Here is a 17,615-nt window from a genome sequence, read left to right as displayed (position 1 = left end):
GCGACCCACGGATAGATTCGTAAGCATCATGACTATTCCTCGCGATCACGTGCACGAAGCCCACGCCTACTGGGTCACCAAGTCAGGCGATGGCGAACTGCGCCCTGAATCCCTGCCGCCACTGCAAGAAGATGAAGCACTGGTCAGGACCCTCTACTCCGGCGTCAGCCGCGGAACCGAACGTGTGGTCCATGAAGGCCGTGTCCCGGAGCGGGTTGCCGATCTGATGCAGGCCCCGCACCAGGAAGGGGGCTTCCCCGGCCCGGTGAAGTACGGATACCTGAGCGTCGGCACTGTCGAAGATGGCCCGGACGAATGGCGCGGGAAAACGGTCTTCAGCCTCCACCCGCACCAGGACTTTTACGTGCTCCCCACGAGCCAGCTCACCGCAATCCCGGAGGACGTCCCGGCCCGCCGCGCCGTACTTACGGGCATCGTCGAGGTAGCCATCAATGCCCTCTGGGAAGCCGGACCGAGGCTGGGAGACCGGGTCGCCGTCGTCGGTGGTGGACTGGTGGGCGGCGTCCTGGCGACGCTCCTGCGGAAGTACCCGCTCGGGCGGCTCCAATTGGTGGATGCCGACCCGGAGAAGCGGCAACTCGCCGAAAAGCTAGGCATCGAATTCGCCGAACCCGACGACGCGGCAAACGACAACGACATCGTCTTCCACTGCTCCGCCTCCAACGACGGCCTGAAGCTGAGCCTGCAACTGGCCGGTGATGATTCGGACGTCATCGAGCTTTCCTGGTTCGCGGACAAGGAAGTCACCCTGCCCCTTGGCGAGGACTTCCACGCCCGCCGGCTGAACATCCGCTCCAGCCAGGTGGGCGCCGTTGCGCTGCCCAGGAGGCACCGGCGTACCAACGCCCAGCGGCTGCAGGAAGCAGTAAACCAGCTCAAAGATCCGCTGTTCGACACGTTTCTGACCAGCGAATGCCAGTTCCAAAACCTGCCCACTACACTCGTCAACCTATTCGAACGGCCCGGCGGTTTCTGCCATGTGGTCGCGTACCCAAACCCGGAGGATTAAGACATGTTCAGCCTGACCGTCCGACGCCATTTCATGATCGCCCACAGCCTTCCCCGTGAAGCCTTCGGCCCCGCGCAGGGCCTCCACGGTGCAACGTTCGTTGCCGAAGTCAGCTTCCGTCGCCAGAATCTCAACGACGACGCAATCGTCCTCGACATCGGAGCCGCCGGCGGCATCCTCGAGGAAATCCTCGAGGACCTGAACTACAAGAACCTCGACGAACACCCCGCTTTCAAGGGCAAACTCTCCACCACAGAGGCACTCGCAAAGCACATCGCAGACGCCATGGCCACCCGGATCCAGGACACCGAAGACGGCCCCGCCCTCGCCGGCATCGACGTCGTCCTTCGCGAAAACCCCGACGCCTGGGCGGGCTATTCGCTGGAGCTTCCGGCCAAGTAAGTGCACATCCGCTTCCTGGTCCCGGGGAACGTCAGGCACGGCTCCGGCGGCAACAAATACAACGCCAAACTCGCCGAACACCTGACGGCCCTCGGCGCCACGGTTGAGACACTGACCGTCGACGGCGATTGGCCGGTTGGCAGCCCGGCGGACCGCCAACGTTTGGCGCAAGCGCTCGACGGCGGCACTACCGTGATTGCCGACGGCCTGGTGGCGAGCGGGGCGCCGGAAGAAATCGCCGCCGCGGTGCAGGCCGGAACCAAGGTCTGGATCATCTCGCACATGGCATTGGCGGATCATCAGGATCTTGAGGCGAGTGCGTTGGCGTCCGCCACCGCGGTCATCTGCCCGAGCGCCCACTCCGCAGCTGAATTGAAGGCCAAACACGGATCGCTGACCATCCACGTGGCCCGCCCCGGCGTGGATCGTGCGCAGATCGCCGAAGGATCAGTGCCCCCGCACATCCTCGCCGTCGCGGCCCTCCTGCCGAACAAGAATCAGACTCTCTTGCTGGAAGCCCTCAGCCAGGTCAGGGACCTTCCGTGGACTGCTGCCCTGATAGGGACCATGGACGCAGACCCGGCGTACGCGGCCGAGGTGAGGGCCGCCGTCGAACGTCACGGCCTCCAGAACCGCATCAGCGTCACTGGCGAGCTGACCGGCGATGCTCTGGAAGAGCAGTGGCACACAGCAAACCTCAGCGTCCTGATTTCCACATCGGAGGCCTATGGTCTGGTGGTAGGGGAGTCGTTGGCTCACGGAGTTCCGGTGATCGTCCGGCAGGGGACCGGCGCGGTAGAAGCCCTGGGCGAAAGTGACCCGGGCGCGGTGTGGGATCCCGCGGAAGCACTCGCGGAAGTTATCCGAAGCTGGCTCACGGACGCGGCACTCCAAAAGCGCTGGCGCAGCAACGCCCTCCAAGCCCGCGAACACCTCCCCGGCTGGGAGACCACAGCGGGCATTGTTCTGAAAGCAATGACCGGCCTGCCGGGATAACCGGGTGCAGAATGGGGCCATGACCAGCACCGCACCGGCATCCGCCATTCTGACCCCCGAACGTCTCAGGGCCTGGGCGTGGCACAAGCAAGGCCTCGACGGCTCACTGACCGGCAAGACATCAGCGGAAGTCCTGGACCACGCAGGGTGGGCCCGCTCGGTAGGTGGCGCCAACCCTTATCTCACGCTCTTCGCCCGGGCAGGAATCAGCCGCGAACAAGCGGACAGCGACGCCAAAGCCCTCAGAATCCACGAACTCCCCACCGCCCGCGGCTGCACCTATGTCCTGGGCCAGGCCGACTATGCATGGGCCCTCCAGATAGGCCGCGACGCAGCGATTGCCCCCTTCAAAGTCCTGGCGAGGCTCGGCGTGGAACGCGGCGAGATCACCCTCCTTGAGGACGAGGTGGAGCACGCACTCAAGGAAGCCGGCGGCCCCATGGACCCCAAACAACTCCGGGACGTGCTGGGCGATTCGGTCCGCAGCTTGGGTGAGGAAGGCAAGAAGAAGGGCGCTTCCACTACGCTTCCGACGGCCTTGGGACTGCTCCAGGCGGACGGCCGCATTCGCCGCGTCCCGGTCAACGGCCGCCTCGACCAGCAGCGTTACGCCTACACCGCTTGGGACCTTGCGCCCAGCGGCCTCGACGACGACGGCGCCCGCCGGCTGCTGCTGGAACGCTACTTGCGCTGGACTGGGGGAGCAACGCTCAAGCAGACCCAGTGGTTCACCGCATTCACCGTGGCCCAAAGCCAGGCAGCGCTCGCCACCCTGGGCGCCGTGGAGGTGCCCACGGCCAGTGGCGACGTGCTCTGGATGCTGCCCGCCGACGTCGAACGTTTGGCGGACTTCCAAGAGCCCGGTGACGAGCAGATCCAGCTGTTGGCAGGCACGGATTCACTGGTCCTCCACAGGCGCAATTCGGCGGATATGTTTGCTGATGAGGACAAGGGGAAGAAGGTCCTGGACACCACGCTGGCACTTCAGGCCGACCTGCCGGACCATCCGATCCTGGACCGGGGAAGGATCATCGGGCTATGGCAGTACGACCCCGGCAAGGAGCGGATCGTTGCCTGGACATTTGCCAAGCCCACGTCAGCGGTCACCACACGGATCGCCGAGATTGAGGCGTGGATCCGGGACGAGCTCGGTGACTTCCGGTCGTTCAGCCTGGATTCACCGGCATCACGCCAAATCCGGATTGACGCATTGGACGAGGCGGCCGGACGCTGACGCCAGGGACGAACCCCGTCAGCCCGAACCGTATGGTCTGGTGATGGCCTCCAGGAAATGTCCGTCGGGATCGGCGAAGTAAATGCCACGGCCACCGTCGTTATGGTTGATCTGCTGTGCCCGGGAGCGGGCAGGATCGGCCCAATAGGGCACCTGCCCGGCGGTGATCCTAAGGAAGATCTGGTCGAATTCCTCTTCGCTGACCAGGAAGGCGTAGTGCTGCGGGGCGATTTCGCCCGGGGCCTCCATGAAGTCCAGCGTGACGCCGTTATCGAGGGAAACGGTGACGAACGACCACATGGCCTGCGGCGCGGGAAGCCCAAAAATACGGGCCATAAACTCCGCTGAAGCCTGGTTGTTCCTGGCATGGACGATGGTGTGATTGAAAGAAACTGTCATGGCTTGCTCCCATGAAGGAAGGGATCAGGCTGGGCGGTGCTCCACTGCCGGGGCGCGGTGCGAGGCGAAGAAGTCCTTCAGGAGCGCTGAGCACTCGTCCTCCCTGACCCCTGCGTAAACCTCCACCCAGTGATTGAGACGGCGCTCGCGGAGGATATCGAATACAGATCCCACCGCTCCCGCTTTCTCGTCCCACGCGCCAAAAACGACGCGGGGAATACGGGCCAGGACAATCGCCCCGGCACACATGGCGCACGGCTCCAGAGTGACCACCAACGTGCAGTCCTCGAGCCGCCAACCGTCGTCGTCCGAGCCTGAATCCAGGGCACGTTGCCGCAGTGAGGCGGCCGCCTGGCGGATCGCCACCACCTCCGCATGGGCGGTTGGATCCCCATGCGCTTCCCGTTCGTTGCGTCCGGAACCCAGCACGCCGCCGTCGGGCCCCAACACCACTGCGCCGATCGGCACGTCGTCCGTTTTCAACGCCAGCCGTGCTTCCTCCAGGGCAAGGCCCATCCAGGCCAGGTGATCTGCGTGATACGGCTCGGTGGCGCTCATGTCTCAATGATAGTTTTGGGGGATGCGCACACTCGTCGTGGACCACCCGCTGGTCGCTCACAAGCTCACCGTTCTGCGGGACAAGAACACCCCTTCACCGGTCTTCCGGCAACTCACTGAAGAACTCGTCACCCTCCTGGCTTATGAAGCCACCCGCGAGGTCAAGACGCAGCCGGTCGAGATCGAGACCCCGGTCACCAAGACCATCGGTACGGCTTTCACCAAACCCACTCCGCTGGTGGTCCCCATCCTGCGTGCGGGCCTGGGCATGCTGGAGGGCATGACCAAGCTGGTCCCCACCGCCGAGGTCGGCTTCCTGGGCATGGCCCGCGACGAAGAAACCCTGGACATCATCACCTACGCCGAGCGCCTCCCCGAGGACCTCACCGGCCGCCAGATCTTCGTCCTTGACCCCATGCTCGCCACCGGCGGCACCCTGCGCGAGGCCATCAAGTTCCTCTTCAAGCGCGGCGCCTCCGACGTCACCTGCATCTGCCTGCTGGCTGCTCCGGAAGGACTGGCCAAGCTGGAAGAAGAGCTTTCGGACGCCAACGTGAACATTGTGCTGGCCTCGATCGACGAGAAACTCAACGAAAAGTCCTACATCGTTCCCGGCCTGGGCGACGCCGGCGACCGCCTCTACGGCGTGGCAGGCTAAAGGGAAACCCCCTTCACGACGTTCCTTCCCACTTTGTTGTGCGTGGACCTCTGCCATTGGGCCGGAATACCGGCTACTCGGCGGAACCGCGCCGGCTGGACGGGTGAAAGCCGGAAGCAACCGGGAAGGAACGTTCAGGACCGCGCGGAACGATTGCCCCTACCGGTTTCCGGTCCGCCCCGTTAGCCTGTGGCGAATGGACTGGAAACTTGAACTGGTATTTGTCCCTGTGTCCGACGTTGACCGCGCGAAGGATTTCTACGTCAACAAGGTCGGTTTCAACGCCGACTTTGACGAGCGTCCCATGGACGGCATCCGCTTCGTGCAACTGACTCCGCCTGGTTCCGCCTGCTCCATCGCCATTGGTGAAGGGCTCAGCGATGCCCCTCCAGGCACTGCCCCGAACCTGCAGGTGGTGGTCAGCGACATCAACAGAGCGCACGAGCAGCTCAAGGCCAACGGCGTGGACGTCAGTGACGTCGACATCCAGGATTGGGGCCACTTCGTGTACTTCGCGGACCCGGACGGCAACAAGTGGGCGCTGCAGTACTTGCCTCAGCGTCCCAACGGCTGAGTCACACAGCTGCACCACATCCCGCGGGTGCGGCAGGATGGAACCATGAGCCATCCTGCCGCCCAAGCTTCCATCGAACCGCCAGTACTCACCGTCCGTGCCGTCCTCTTCGACATGGACGGCACCCTGGTCGATTCCACGGCCATCGTGGAACAGGTGTGGCTGGAGTTCGCCGAACGCTACGGTTTGGATTACAACGAAATCCTCCGCACTTCCCACGGCGTCCAGGCCGGCGATACCGTTCGCCGTTATGCGCCGGCGGGCGCTGATCTGGAAGCTCTGACCGCCGAGCTCGGTGAGATGGAGCGCTCACGGACGGATGGCGTCATCGCGCTTCCCGGCGCCGAAGCCCTGTTGGCGGGGCTGCCTGATGAGGCCATTGCTTTGGTTACCTCCGCAGACCGCATCCTGGCAGAGATCCGCATGCAGGCCGCCGGGCTGACCATGCCGTCCACCACCGTCACAGCCGAGTCCGTCACCCGGGGCAAGCCGCATCCGGAGGGATACCTCAAAGCGGCGGGGTTGCTGGGAGCCGATCCTGCCGACGTCGTGGTTTTCGAAGATGCGCCGGCAGGCGTAGCTGCGGCGCGCGCTGCAGGCATGCGGACGGTTGTGGTGGGCGACGCCGGTGTCCACCTTGAGGAGGGCATGTGGCAGATCGCGGACTACTCAGCCGTGACGGTCACGGCTGTGAAGAACGCCGACGGCGGCCACCTCCTGACGCTGACCCTCTAGCTTTCATCCCGTACTGTTCCAGCCCGCGAACCGGGCGTAGGCTGTGCGCATGTCTGCGATGCCGGAGGCTTACGGTGCTGCATTGGAACGGGCCATGGTCCACGCCGGTGCCTGGCTCACCTCAGTGCCTACCCGCCCTGTCCGCCCTTCGTCCGACGCCGACCAGGTGGCCAAAAGCATCCTGCCGCGGCTCCCTGATGAGGCCACTGATGCCGCCGAGGTTGTGGACGAACTCGCCGCCTTGGCTGAGCCGGGCCTCATGGCCATTCAGTCAGGCCGGTTCTTCGGATGGGTCATGGGTGGGACCTTGCCCGCCGCCATGGCCGCCGATTGGCTCGTTTCGGCGTGGGACCAAAACACCGGGCTCCGCTTCGCCACGCCAGCGGCAGCTGCCATTGAGGAATCCGCGGCTGCCTGGCTGCTGGACCTTCTCCACCTTCCTGCAACGGCCGACGTCGGATTCACCACCGGTGCCACCACCGCGAACTTCGTAGGCCTGGCAGCTGGTCGCCAGTATCTGATGGATGAGGCAGGCTGGGACCTGGAATCGTTGGGACTGAACGGTGGGCCACGCATTACAACTTTTGCAGGCAGGGAACGCCATGCCGCAGTGGACCTGGCGCTTCGTTACTTGGGGTTGGGCGCCTGTGTCCCTGTTGACGCGGACCGGCAAGGCCGGATAATTCCCGAAGCGTTGGCAGCAGCCATGGATGAGCAGCCCGGCCCTTCGTTGGTCTGCCTGCAGGCAGGCAACCTGCACTCCGGCGCTTTCGACCCCATGGAAGAAGCCATCGCCGTGGCGCATGACCGCGGGGCGTGGGTCCATGTTGATGGGGCATTTGGGTTGTGGGCTGCGGTGAGTCCGGCCCTGAGGCCCAGGCTGGCCGGCGTCGAGGAGGCCGATTCCTGGGCGACGGACGCCCATAAAACCTTGAACGTCCCTTATGACTGCGGCCTGGCGATCGTCTCCAGGCCGGAATCCCTTCGCCGCGCTTTCAGCGTCCACACCAGCTATCTGATCGCTACGGAAACAGGCTTGGGAGATCCGTTGGAGAAGGTTCCTGAGATGTCCCGCCGGGCTCGCGGCATCCCGGTCTGGGCGGCCCTGCGGCAATTGGGCCGGAACGGTGTGATTGCCATGGTGGAGCGGCTCGCGGCCAATGCCCGCGCTTTGGCTGATGGTCTCGCTGGGATCCCGGGGGTTGTAATTCTCAATGATGTGGTGTTCACCCAGGTTTCCGTGAGCTTCGGCAGCGACAACCGCACCCACAGGATCACGCAGCGGCTCATGGCCGAAGGTGCGGTGTGGATGTCCGGATCTTCCTGGCGTGGCCGCGAGATCCTCAGGATCTCGGTGAGCAACTGGACCACGGACGCCGGCGACGTTGCAGCGTCCGTGGCAGCCGTCCGTGGTGCCGTGGAGGCGGAACCGGAAGAGTAGCCGGTCCTTACTGCGCCCTCGCCTTTGCCAGGTAACCCATGAGTCCTGCCAGGTCTTCGGAACTCCACGGCAGGTCTGCAGTGATTTGCTGGCTGTTCTCCTGCCAGGCGGCCCGGGCTGCTGCCTTGGTGTCCTCGGCTGAATGGAACATGTTGCCTATTCCATCCCATGAGTCCACCCATTCCCGCACGGCAGGGTCGGTGACAGGCGTCCCGGCACGAACATGGGCCAGTCCTTGCTCAACCAGGGCGGCCCATTTCTGTTTGGCGTCCTCGACCCTTTCGGCACCCAGTTCCTGGCGCTTGTCAGCGAGTTGCTGCCGTTGTTCGTCGGTGAAGTGCTTTTCGTACACGGTGATCATCTCCAAAGTCGACATGAATTGTTCAGGCGTTGGCATGGAGGGAGTATCAAGGCGGCTGACCAGAGTGATGAGCCGCTCTTGCAGGGCCTGGACGTGCCGGGCGTGTTGTTGGACCTGTCGGAGCTGCTCGTACAAGAGGGTACGCATGGACTGCAGGTCATCGTCACCGGAGGCCGCCAGGACATCCGGGATGGCGGCCAACGGAATCCCCAGCATGTGGAGCGCCCTGATCCGGTACAGCCTGCGAAGGTCGTCTTCCCCGTAGCGCCGGTGACCGGATGCGGTGCGGCCGCTGGCGGAGAGCAGGCCGATCCCGTCGTAGTGGTGCAGCGTCCGCACGCTGACGCCGCAGGCCCTGGCGAGTTCGCCCACACTCCACTGCCGCCCTGTATCTCCCGTCATGCGTACAACGCTAGATCCTCACGTCACGTCAGGTGCAAGTGCTGTGGCAGCTCATTGTTGTGGGGACGGTGGACGGAGTTCTGCCCGTGAAGGAGAGTGCGAAACCCTCCGGCCACACGGGCAGCCAACGCCGTCAGGACCAGCGCGGTCAAGGCAGCCGGGAATGCGCCGAGGAGATTGCACCACAGCAAGAAAGCCGCGACGCAGACCGCAGCCCACCCCAGGGCCCGAAGCACCCTGCCGGGAATGCCGCTTCCGGTGGCCGCCGCCGCACCGAGTTCCGTCCGAAGCTTGCGGACGGGGACCCGCCCGCCGGCGAGGTCGCGCATCAGCCGCGCCACGCCCCGCAGATCGGCAAAGGCGGTTCGTACGACGTCGACGCTTGAGTTGGGATCGTCAGTCCAGTCAACGGGGACTTCATGGACGCGCAAACCGCACAGTTCAGCGTCGATCATGAGTTCCGTGTCAAAGAACCAGCGGTCGTCTTTGATGTAGGGGAGGAGCTTGCGTGCGGCGTCCGCGCGGATGGCTTTGAAAGCGCACTGGGCATCGGAGACGTGGGCGCCCATGAGGGTCCGCAGCAGGGCGTTGTAGCTGCGCGAAATGAACTGGCGCAGTGGGCTCAGGTTTGAGTGCGATGCCGGGGCGAGGCGGGTGCCGACAGCTACGTCCGAGTGTCCGGAGAACAGTGGTGCCAGAAGGGGAGCCAGGGCGGATAGGTCCGCGGGCAGGTCTGCTTCCATGTAGGCCAGAATTGGCGACGGCGAGGTTTGCCAGACCTGGCGGAGCGCATTCCCACGGCCTCTGTCCTGGAACCGGACCACCCACAGTTCAGGGAGTTCCCGTGCCAGCCGCTCGGCAATCCGGAGCGTAGCGTCGGTGCTGGCGTTGTCCGCGATGGTGATCCGGAACGCGTGCGGCAGCGACTCCATGAGATGGCTGTGCAACCGGCGGAGGCTTGCCTCGAGCCGGGCTTCGTCGTTGTAGACGGGGATGGTGAGGTCCAGGACGGGGACCAGCGCAGGGGCGTCCGCAAGCAAAGGCTGCCGGTGCTGGACTACCGTTCTGGGATCCGTAATGGTCATGGATCCAGAATGAAGGACCCGGTTATGAGGGCTTTAAGTGGAAGCTGTGACCCTACTGTGAAGCCGTGGGTGCAGCTGTGAAACGGCAAAAGCCGCCCCGGTTCCGCTGTTTGCACCAGTGGAACTGATGCGAACGGCGGAAACCGGAGCGGCCATCGAGCCGTCTGGTTTAGTACCAGTTGTTGGCCAGGTGGAAGGCCAGGGCTGCCGACGGGGATCCGTAGCGTTCCTTGATGTAGTCCAGGCCCCACTTGATCTGGGTCTGGTAGTTGGTCTGCCAGTCAGCGCCGGCAGATGCCATCTTGGACGCAGGCAGGGACTGGACAATGCCGTAGGCGCCGCTGGACGCGTTGGTGGCAGTGGTCTTCCAGTTGGATTCCTTCTCCCACAGAGTGTTCAGGGCTGTCATTTCAGCGGCGCTCCAGCCGTAGCTGCCCAGGATGCTGGCGGCGTAGGCCTTGGCAGCAGCGGGGTCGTCCACGGCCTTGGGTGCAGCTGCGGCGGCTGCAGCTTCGGCGGCGGCGGCAGCAGCGGCGTCGGCTGCCTGCTTTGCGGCAGCGTCAGCGGCGGCCTTCTCGGCTGCAGCCTTTTCTGCTGCGGCCTGGTCGGCTGCTGCCTGTGCGGCGGCGGCGGCATCGGCAGCTGCTTTATCGGCGGCGGCTTTGTCGGCTGCAGCCTTTTCTGCTGCGGCTTTATCAGCTGCTGCCTTTTCGGCGGCAGCCTTCTCAGCTGCGGCCTTCTTGGCTGCTGCGGCTTCCTCGGCGGCCTTGTTGTTGCTGGCCTCGGCAGCGGTCCGGGCTTCAGCCACGCGGCTTGCCTCGGGAAGCGTAAGAGCGGCGTTGGCGGCGGTTCCAAGCGATGCGACGCCCAGTGCAGCGGCGATAACGCCGGCTACTACGGACATGCGGGCACCGGACTTGCCGTCGCGGGCAGCTTTCTTGAGGACGGACTGCGACTTGGTCAACGGGGCGTCGTTCTGGTCGCGGTGACGCGCGGAAGGGCGCGTCTGATCGTTAAATTCAGACATGTGTGATTACCTCTCAGCGCCTGCGGAGTTAGCTGTCGGGTTCGGATGAGGTCATCCGGCCGCGCATCACGCTGCGGCTTCACCCCAAGGGCCGGCAATAAAAGCCTGGGCCCGGAGACTCTGGGTCCCCCGTCTCTGCCTCGGAGAAAGATCGGACTCCGGGAAGTGGCAGAGCTCGGCGCATCCCGGATGTGGGCCAGTTGGGGGCGACCCACCCTTTCGACGGTACAGGAGGTTTCGGTAGAAGTCACATTTAGGTAACAGAGATCACGATGCCGGTGAGTCGGCTTGCCGGAGTCGTTACAGTTCTCTGCCGTTGACCGTCGGGAGTCTGACGGCGAACTCCGTACGTCCCGGGCGGGAGGTTACTTCAACGCTTCCACCGTGCGCCTCGACGATGGATTCCACGATCGACAGCCCCAGGCCCGACGTCCCTTCGGACCCTGATCGTGCCGCGTCGGCACGGGCAAACCGGGAGAAGATCCGGCCCTGGAAATCGTCGGGAATCCCTGGCCCGTTGTCCGTTACTGTCACTATTGCGCTGCCGTCTGCAGAGAGCATCACGCCCGTGACCACGGTAGTGCCTGGATCCGTATGCTTCCTGGCGTTGGAGAGCAGATTGGCCAGCACTTGGTGCAGCTGCGTGGCATCGCCGCGGACAGTGATGGGTTCATCCGGCAACGAGAGCTGCCAGATATGGTCCGGGGCCATGACTTTCTCGTCACTCACTGTCTCGACCACAAGCTGGGTCAGGTCCACGTCCGTGACCTTTACCGGTTGGCCTTCGTCCAGCCGTGCAAGCAACAGGAGGTCCTCCACCAGTGTGGTCATGCGTTCGGACTGGCTTTGGACCCTGGCCAGGGACTTCCTGCCGTCGTCGGTGAAGCTTTCGGTCATGCGCAGCAGCTCGGTGTAGCCCCGGATGGCTGTCAGCGGCGTCCGCAGTTCATGGGAGGCGTCGGCTACGAACTGCCGCACTTTGGTTTCGCTTTCCTGCCGGGCTTCCAGCGCACTGGACACGTTGTTCAGCATCTGGTTCAGGGCGTAACCGACGCTGCCTACTTCAGTTCCTGGATGGGAGGCCGACGGCGGTACCCGCACCGCAAGTGCTACCTCGCCGGCGTCGAGAGGCAGGCGTGAAACCTTGGTGGCGACCTCGGAGAGTTGCTCCAGCGGCCGCATTGTTCGCCGGATGATCACTGTGCCCACCAGGCCGATCACCACCAGGCCGCCCAGCGATACCAGCACCATGGTCCAGACCAGCGAAGCTTCGGCGGTCTGCTTGTCCGCCAGCGGAAGGCCTGTCACGATCACGTCGTCATAGTTGGTGGTCACTGCCACCAGGCGGTAGTCGCCGTTGGACAGGGAGCGGTCCACGGCGCGGCTGTCCCGGGGGAGTGCCAGAAGGACCTGCTCGTCGGCGTCCGAAAGGGAGACCCTGTTGCCTTGGGCGTCGATCAGTCCTGAACTGCGAACACTTGATCCATCGATCCGCGCGTTCAGGGTCCCGGCCGCCTGACCGCGTGCCTCCAGCGGGTCCGGCCTTCCGGACGGTGCGTTGGGAAAGCTCGACGGCGGCCTGCCGAACTCGTTCGCGCGGCTGGAGGCCTGTTGAAGCTGCTGGTCGAGTTGCTTGTTGAACACGGTGTCCATGGAGGCGTAGCTGACGATTCCGACAGCGCTGCAGATTGCTATCAGCAAAGCCATGGCTACCAGCACCAGCCGGGTACGCAGATGCCAGGTGGACGGATTGAGCCAGCTGCGCTGCGGGTTTCTGGCAACTCCTGAAAGTGTGCCCAATGCCTAGTCCGCGGGTTTGATGACGTATCCGGCACCACGGATGGTGTGGATCATGGGTGGGTGGTTCGCTTCGATCTTCTTGCGGAGATACGAAATGTAGAGCTCCACGATGTTGGCCTGTCCACCGAAGTCGTAGTCCCATACGCGGTCCAGGATCTGGGCCTTGCTGACGACGCGCTTGGGATTTTCCATGAGGTAGCGCAGGAGTTCGAACTGCGTGGCGGTGAGGGCGATGTCTTCACCGGCCCTGGTCACCTCGCGCGTATCGACGTTCAAGGTCAGGTCTCCCACCACCAGTTCGGCTGTGTCCATGGCGGCCACGCCTGAACGCTGGACCAGCCGGTGGAGGCGGAGGAGTACTTCCTCCATGCTGAAGGGCTTGGTGACGTAGTCGTCGCCCCCGGCGGCCAATCCAACGATGCGGTCCTGCACGGCGTCCTTTGCCGTGAGGAACAGGGCGGGAACTTCCGGGGCGAAGGCACGGATGCGGTTGAGGACCTCGACGCCGTCGAAACCGGGCAGCATGACATCGAGCACCAGGACGTCGGGTCGGAATTCCTTGGCAAGTTTCACCGCACCGGGACCGTCGGCGGCCACAGCTACCGACCAGCCGGCCATGCGAAGGCCCATGCTCATGAGTTCGGCAAGGCTGGGTTCGTCGTCCACCACCAACGCACGGATGGGGGACCCGTCGGGATGGGTGAGCTGGGGAAGGTTGTTGGTCATGGAGTGCGAGGAGGCCATGGGACAACTCTCCGTTCTGCTGGTTTGCCAGCGCTTTGCCGGTCCTGTGAGGACGCTGTGAAGTCAACACTAGCGAGGTAGGAGTCCGGAAACACGCGTTGTTGCACGTCACAGCCGGGTCTTCATGGCGGCACAGGCTGCGCACAGCAACGGGTCTGAGGCTGGGGGCGTACAACGGCACACGTCAATGGAGAAGACCATGAACGAGCACAACAGTCCCGCAGCTCCCCAGCCCGGACCGGTCCCGGAAAGCGAGCCGGAAACCGCCGGGCAGCCTGGAAGTCCGAGCACAGCTGCCGAGCCTTATGCCGGGTGGGGAGCGCCGCCGTCGTCAGCTTCCCAAGGGTGGGGTAAACAGCAACACGAGCTGCCGACGGCTGCCCGGAGCGGCCGTGCGGTGAAGCGGGTCCTGATGGTGGCTGGAATTGCGGTAGTGGTGGTTGCCGGGACGGCGGCCGGCTTCTACTCGCTGGGCAGCGCCGGATCGGCGGACGCCGCAAACGTACCACCGGGCCAGACCGATGCCGGTGGGCTTGGAGGCCAGGCCGTGCCAGGCCAGGGTGGCGCGGGCCAGGACGGCGTGACCCAGGATGGCATGGGCCGGCCGGGGCAGGGGCAGATGGGCGGAAACATGCCGCCGGAGGGTCTTGGCTTGGCTGGCGGACCCGGTGCTGCCGTCCACTCGGAATACGTAGTTCTCCGCGATGGAGCCTACGTGGCCATGGCTGATCAGCTGGGCACCGTCACTGACGTCTCATCGGCGTCGTTGACGGTGAAGAGCGCTGACGGATTCACCCGAAGCTACGCCGTGAGCTCCGAAACCGCGGTTGCACAAGGGGTCCGCCAGCGTGGAACCGCCGCGAGCCCGCTGACTCTGGCCGACGTAGCTGCCGGCTCCGCTGTCCGTGTGACGGCCTCGAAGGACGGCGACAACTACACCGCGGAATCCATTCGGCTGACATCGACGACGGGTCAGGGTGGGACGTCCAGCCAGGGTTCAACGTCCGGCGGCACGTCGTCCTGAAACCGTCGGTTTCGCTGTCACTACCAGATTCCGGGCAAAAAATTCGAGCGGTTGTCCGGCGGCGATTGGACAACAACTGTTTCAGAACGTGAGATTCCGCATCAGCTGCGATCACGTCCGTGAGTGTGCGAATCATGCCCGATCAGCCGAAGAAAATTCACTGGAAGGCCTATATTTCTTCATTCCGGCGAATGAAAGGACGTTCATTTTAGGGCCCTGCGGAATTGTGATTTGCAGCACAATAGACCTCTACGTCTCAAAATGTGGACGGTTCGACGCTTTGTTACTTGCGTGTTGCCATTGTTACGTTGCACACTTCCAATGTGAACAAGAACTCAACAGCACCTGCAGCCGCAGCAACCTGGTCCAGCACACCCGCTGGCCATGATGACCGCTGTTGTCGAATGCAAGCCTAACTTTCCACCCCAAGAAGTTTCAGGCATTCGCCCCCTAGCCCAGCGTTGGGCGCCCCTCCCCAAACTCATTGCGGGGACATTCAGCATTCGAAGCCGCGATGACGGCTATTCACTTTTGAGGTAAGCACTCCATGTCAGTTGCATCCGGATACGTCCACATCTCCGTCCGTAACGCCAACAAGGCCGCGTCGAACGCCGGGCTCCGCCCCGGTTTTGGCAACCGCCCCGGCTACGCCCCCGCCCAGCAAGGCGCCGGCCAGCAGGCTCCCGGGTACGTGCCGCAGGGCTACAACCCCAACTCCTACGGCCAGTTGCGTGCAGTACCCACCGCCGAGCCGGCACCCATGACTGCGCCCACCCCGGTGATCGCCCAGTCGGACAGGCTCCGCCCCGTAGCCAACGACAACGTGGCCCGCGGTTTCGTGCTGTACATGGGTATTGACGAAGAGACCGCAGCTGCGGCTGGAACCTCCATTGCCAAGCTTGCCCAGGAAATCCGGGCGTACGCGCAGTCACTCGTGACCGGTGCCGAGAGCTACGCGGCCGTCGCCGTGGCCCCCGCCGGGGCACCCGGGTCCGCGCTCGACGTCGTGCGTTCCACCTTCGGCGACCCCACCGTGGCCTCCCGCCAGCGTGCGGAAGCGGCACGGCCGGCACCGCAGCAGGAAGCCCGCCCTTCAGGTGTGCTGATTGATCTTGCCCGGCGCGAAGTGCACCTGGATGGCGAGTCGTTGAACCTGACGTTCAAGGAATTCGAGCTTCTGAACTACCTCGTCGAAAACGGCACCCGCACCGTGGGCCGCGACGAACTGCTTGAAGGACTGTGGCGCAACGCCGAAGAGGTGCCGAACGAGCGCACCATCGACGTCCACATCCGCCGCCTCCGCTCCAAGCTGGGCCGCCTGGCCAACACCGTGCGCACCGTCCGTGGGCAGGGTTACCGCTTCTACGAGCACCCCGAGGTCATCGTCTGGGCTGCTCCGGAATACTCCATCTAAGTAGCACTGCATCTAAGTAGCACTGCATCTAAGCAGTACAGCGTCGAAAGCGCCCGTCTCCGGTGAGGAGGCGGGCGCTTTTTGCTTTAGCGGGACGATTCCTCGGCGACGGCGCGTGGGCTGCTGACCCTCTTTGATGTGCGGAAAACCCCTTGGCAACCGCATCAGGTTGCCCCACGGCTGTTCTGCTTCCAAAGAAGGTCGGGAAGCCACGGGGGCCTGCTCCGGATAGGGTTATTGCATGAGTGACCATCACATCAAGCGGCTTGTGATAATGCGCCATGCCAAGGCCGACTGGCCCACAGGCGTGCCGGATCATGAGCGTCCGCTGGAGGAGCGTGGACACCGCGAGGCGCCGCTCGCCGGCAAGTGGTTGCTCAAGCACGGTGTGGTTCCGGACTTCATCCTCTGTTCATCAGCCCTGAGGACGCGCCAGACCTGCACTTGGGTGTGCGACGAGCTGGGGGAGAAGGCGCCCACGCCCAAACTCGAAGACGGCCTCTATTCCGCTTCCGCCAACCGCATGCTGACGGTCATCAATCACGTTCCGGACACCGTCACAACGCTCATGGTTATCTCGCATATGCCGGGCGTGCAGGACCTTGCCATGCACCTGGCCTCTCGCGATTCCGACCATGACGCCTACATGGATGCGGCTACCCGCTACCCAACCAGTGCGTTGACGGTCATGGAAACGGAAAAGTCCTGGGCCGAGCTCGACGGGCAGGATGCCCGGCTAACGCACTTCACGGTGCCCCGCCACTAGCTCCTGCTATCCGGGAAGTTCCTCAGCAGCCACTTCACGCAGCAGGCGGACAACGTGCCGGATGTTGGGGCTGGCCGTCATGGTCTTTCTGTACACGATTCCCACGGAGCGCTGCTGGGTGGGTCTGACCACGGGTATGGCCACCACGCCGGGAGGCAGGGCGGGCCGGCCCAGCCGGGGGACCAGCGCGATCGCCACGCCCTGTTCGACCATGGCCACATGGGTGGAAAAATCAGGGTCGTAAACGCGGATGTTTGGCACACGGCCGAGTCCTGCGAAGATCTGCAGCAACGCCTCATTGCAGATGGCTCCCGCCGGAGTGCTGATCCAGGTCTCGTCCAGCAGGTCTTCGCGCTCGACGGCGGAACGCGCCGCGAGTGCGTGGGTGCTGTTGACGAGGACATCGGCCTGGTCGATGCAGAGGTCCTCGTGCACGAGGTTCTCCGGTATGACCAGTGGGACCGAGTTCCAGTTGTGGACCACGGCCAGTTCGGCCTCGCCTGAGGCCACCCGCTGCACAGCTTCACGCGGATCCTCCGCCAGTACGGTGATGTCCAGCGCGGAGTGCATGGCTGCCATCCGCCCCAGCACCGGCCCCACCAGGCCACGGCAGGCAGTGGAGAAAGCCACCAGCCGCAGGAGCCCGGATGGTTTCGCAGGATCGGCCAGGAGGGTTGCCTGGAGCTCCTCGAGTTCGCCCATGATCCGCCGGCCGTATCCTGCCAGCGCCAGCCCCCGCTCTGTCAGCAGAACGCCGCGGCCGTTTCGCTCCAGGACAGCCACGCCGGTCTGCTTCTCCAGCTTCTTGATCTGCTGGGAAACCGCCGAGGGACTGTAGCCCATGACGTCCGAGGCAGCCACTACGGAACCATGCTGTTCAACCGCTACCAATGCCCGCAGAGCCGAGATATCGATCATGAAGCAAATCTACTTGGTTTATTGCTGAATTCAACGCTGGTGCTTCA

Annotated in this window: 19 protein-coding genes and 1 riboswitch; of the genes, 11 read left to right on the top strand and 8 right to left on the bottom strand. The window is 64.1% G+C overall.

The genetic code is table 11. From position 1 onward, the window contains the following. Nucleotides 1-28: 28 nt before the first annotated feature. The 4 genes from IEY62_RS14875 to IEY62_RS14860 are packed head-to-tail and all read left to right on the top strand — an operon-like array spanning nucleotide 29 to nucleotide 3,662. Nucleotides 29-1,030, top strand: coding sequence for a zinc-dependent alcohol dehydrogenase (locus tag IEY62_RS14875; RefSeq protein WP_189019184.1), 1,002 nt, complete (start codon nucleotides 29-31; stop codon nucleotides 1,028-1,030). Nucleotides 1,031-1,033: 3 nt separating this feature from the next. After that, the gene (locus tag IEY62_RS14870; protein ID WP_018777978.1) at nucleotides 1,034-1,432 is read left to right on the top strand and encodes a 6-pyruvoyl trahydropterin synthase family protein; all 399 of its coding nucleotides are present in this window, start codon (nucleotides 1,034-1,036) and stop codon (nucleotides 1,430-1,432) included. Continuing rightward, nucleotides 1,433-2,428 carry a glycosyltransferase family 4 protein gene (locus IEY62_RS14865; protein WP_189019181.1) on the top strand — a complete coding sequence of 332 codons (996 nt, stop codon included), beginning with the start codon at nucleotides 1,433-1,435 and terminating at the stop codon, nucleotides 2,426-2,428. 19 nt (nucleotides 2,429-2,447) lie between these two features. Beyond that, nucleotides 2,448-3,662 carry a DNA glycosylase AlkZ-like family protein gene (locus IEY62_RS14860; RefSeq protein ID WP_189019179.1) on the top strand — a complete coding sequence of 405 codons (1,215 nt, stop codon included), beginning with the start codon at nucleotides 2,448-2,450 and terminating at the stop codon, nucleotides 3,660-3,662. An 18-nt stretch (nucleotides 3,663-3,680) separates the two neighbouring features. Here IEY62_RS14860 and IEY62_RS14855 read toward each other — a convergent pair whose 3' ends face one another. Beyond that, a complete protein-coding gene (locus IEY62_RS14855; protein ID WP_189019177.1) occupies nucleotides 3,681-4,061 on the bottom strand; it encodes a VOC family protein in 381 nt (126 codons plus the stop codon). Nucleotides 4,062-4,085: 24 nt separating this feature from the next. Beyond that, on the bottom strand, nucleotides 4,086-4,619 hold the full coding sequence (locus IEY62_RS14850) for a nucleoside deaminase (protein ID WP_189019175.1): 534 nt from the start codon (nucleotides 4,617-4,619) through the stop codon (nucleotides 4,086-4,088). A 22-nt stretch (nucleotides 4,620-4,641) separates the two neighbouring features. On the opposite strand from IEY62_RS14850, the gene upp reads away from it, so the two are divergent. From upp to IEY62_RS14830, 4 genes are all read left to right on the top strand, one after another. Beyond that, nucleotides 4,642-5,277, top strand: a complete 636-nt coding sequence (gene upp / locus IEY62_RS14845) for a uracil phosphoribosyltransferase (RefSeq protein ID WP_026542238.1) — start codon at nucleotides 4,642-4,644, stop codon at nucleotides 5,275-5,277. 196 nt (nucleotides 5,278-5,473) lie between these two features. After that, nucleotides 5,474-5,851, top strand: a complete 378-nt coding sequence (locus IEY62_RS14840) for a VOC family protein (protein ID WP_189019173.1) — start codon at nucleotides 5,474-5,476, stop codon at nucleotides 5,849-5,851. A 45-nt stretch (nucleotides 5,852-5,896) separates the two neighbouring features. Further along, nucleotides 5,897-6,586, top strand: a complete 690-nt coding sequence (locus IEY62_RS14835) for an HAD-IA family hydrolase (RefSeq protein ID WP_189019170.1) — start codon at nucleotides 5,897-5,899, stop codon at nucleotides 6,584-6,586. A gap of 49 nt (nucleotides 6,587-6,635) precedes the next feature. Then, entirely contained in the window at nucleotides 6,636-8,027 is a 1,392-nt protein-coding gene (locus tag IEY62_RS14830; RefSeq protein WP_189019168.1) for a pyridoxal phosphate-dependent decarboxylase family protein, read from the top strand. Between the two features lie 7 nt (nucleotides 8,028-8,034). Here the strand turns inward: IEY62_RS14830 and IEY62_RS14825 are convergent, their stop codons facing one another. The 5 genes from IEY62_RS14825 to IEY62_RS14805 all read right to left on the bottom strand — a co-directional run bounded on the left by IEY62_RS14825 (nucleotide 8,035) and on the right by IEY62_RS14805 (nucleotide 13,446). Continuing rightward, nucleotides 8,035-8,790, bottom strand: a complete 756-nt coding sequence (locus tag IEY62_RS14825; RefSeq protein WP_189019166.1) for a MerR family transcriptional regulator — start codon at nucleotides 8,788-8,790, stop codon at nucleotides 8,035-8,037. Nucleotides 8,791-8,813: 23 nt separating this feature from the next. Continuing rightward, the gene (locus tag IEY62_RS14820) at nucleotides 8,814-9,875 is read right to left on the bottom strand and encodes a glycosyltransferase (protein WP_189019165.1); all 1,062 of its coding nucleotides are present in this window, start codon (nucleotides 9,873-9,875) and stop codon (nucleotides 8,814-8,816) included. A 169-nt stretch (nucleotides 9,876-10,044) separates the two neighbouring features. Continuing rightward, nucleotides 10,045-10,902, bottom strand: a complete 858-nt coding sequence (locus IEY62_RS14815) for an aggregation-promoting factor C-terminal-like domain-containing protein (RefSeq protein WP_189019162.1) — start codon at nucleotides 10,900-10,902, stop codon at nucleotides 10,045-10,047. A gap of 5 nt (nucleotides 10,903-10,907) precedes the next feature. Further along, a riboswitch (cyclic di-AMP (ydaO/yuaA leader) is annotated at nucleotides 10,908-11,069 on the bottom strand. 133 nt (nucleotides 11,070-11,202) lie between these two features. Next, entirely contained in the window at nucleotides 11,203-12,702 is a 1,500-nt protein-coding gene (locus IEY62_RS14810; protein ID WP_189019160.1) for a sensor histidine kinase, read from the bottom strand. A 3-nt stretch (nucleotides 12,703-12,705) separates the two neighbouring features. Beyond that, complete coding sequence (locus IEY62_RS14805; protein ID WP_189019158.1) at nucleotides 12,706-13,446, bottom strand: response regulator transcription factor; 741 nt, start codon at nucleotides 13,444-13,446, stop codon at nucleotides 12,706-12,708. A 199-nt stretch (nucleotides 13,447-13,645) separates the two neighbouring features. Between IEY62_RS14805 and IEY62_RS14800 the strand changes: the two genes are divergently transcribed. From IEY62_RS14800 to IEY62_RS14790, 3 genes are all read left to right on the top strand, one after another. Continuing rightward, on the top strand, nucleotides 13,646-14,470 hold the full coding sequence (locus IEY62_RS14800) for a hypothetical protein (RefSeq protein WP_189019155.1): 825 nt from the start codon (nucleotides 13,646-13,648) through the stop codon (nucleotides 14,468-14,470). 547 nt (nucleotides 14,471-15,017) lie between these two features. Continuing rightward, nucleotides 15,018-15,884 carry a winged helix-turn-helix domain-containing protein gene (locus tag IEY62_RS14795; RefSeq protein ID WP_189019153.1) on the top strand — a complete coding sequence of 289 codons (867 nt, stop codon included), beginning with the start codon at nucleotides 15,018-15,020 and terminating at the stop codon, nucleotides 15,882-15,884. 241 nt (nucleotides 15,885-16,125) lie between these two features. Beyond that, nucleotides 16,126-16,650 (top strand): SixA phosphatase family protein, encoded by a 525-nt coding sequence (locus tag IEY62_RS14790; RefSeq protein ID WP_189019151.1) that lies wholly within the window; start codon nucleotides 16,126-16,128, stop codon nucleotides 16,648-16,650. A 6-nt stretch (nucleotides 16,651-16,656) separates the two neighbouring features. Here the strand turns inward: IEY62_RS14790 and IEY62_RS14785 are convergent, their stop codons facing one another. Continuing rightward, the gene (locus IEY62_RS14785; protein ID WP_189019149.1) at nucleotides 16,657-17,568 is read right to left on the bottom strand and encodes a LysR family transcriptional regulator; all 912 of its coding nucleotides are present in this window, start codon (nucleotides 17,566-17,568) and stop codon (nucleotides 16,657-16,659) included. Nucleotides 17,569-17,615 lie beyond the last annotated feature (47 nt).

This window comes from Paenarthrobacter histidinolovorans (genome assembly GCF_014647595.1).
GTDB lineage: Bacteria > Actinomycetota > Actinomycetes > Actinomycetales > Micrococcaceae > Arthrobacter > Arthrobacter histidinolovorans.
This window is presented reverse-complemented; position numbering and strand designations above follow the sequence as displayed.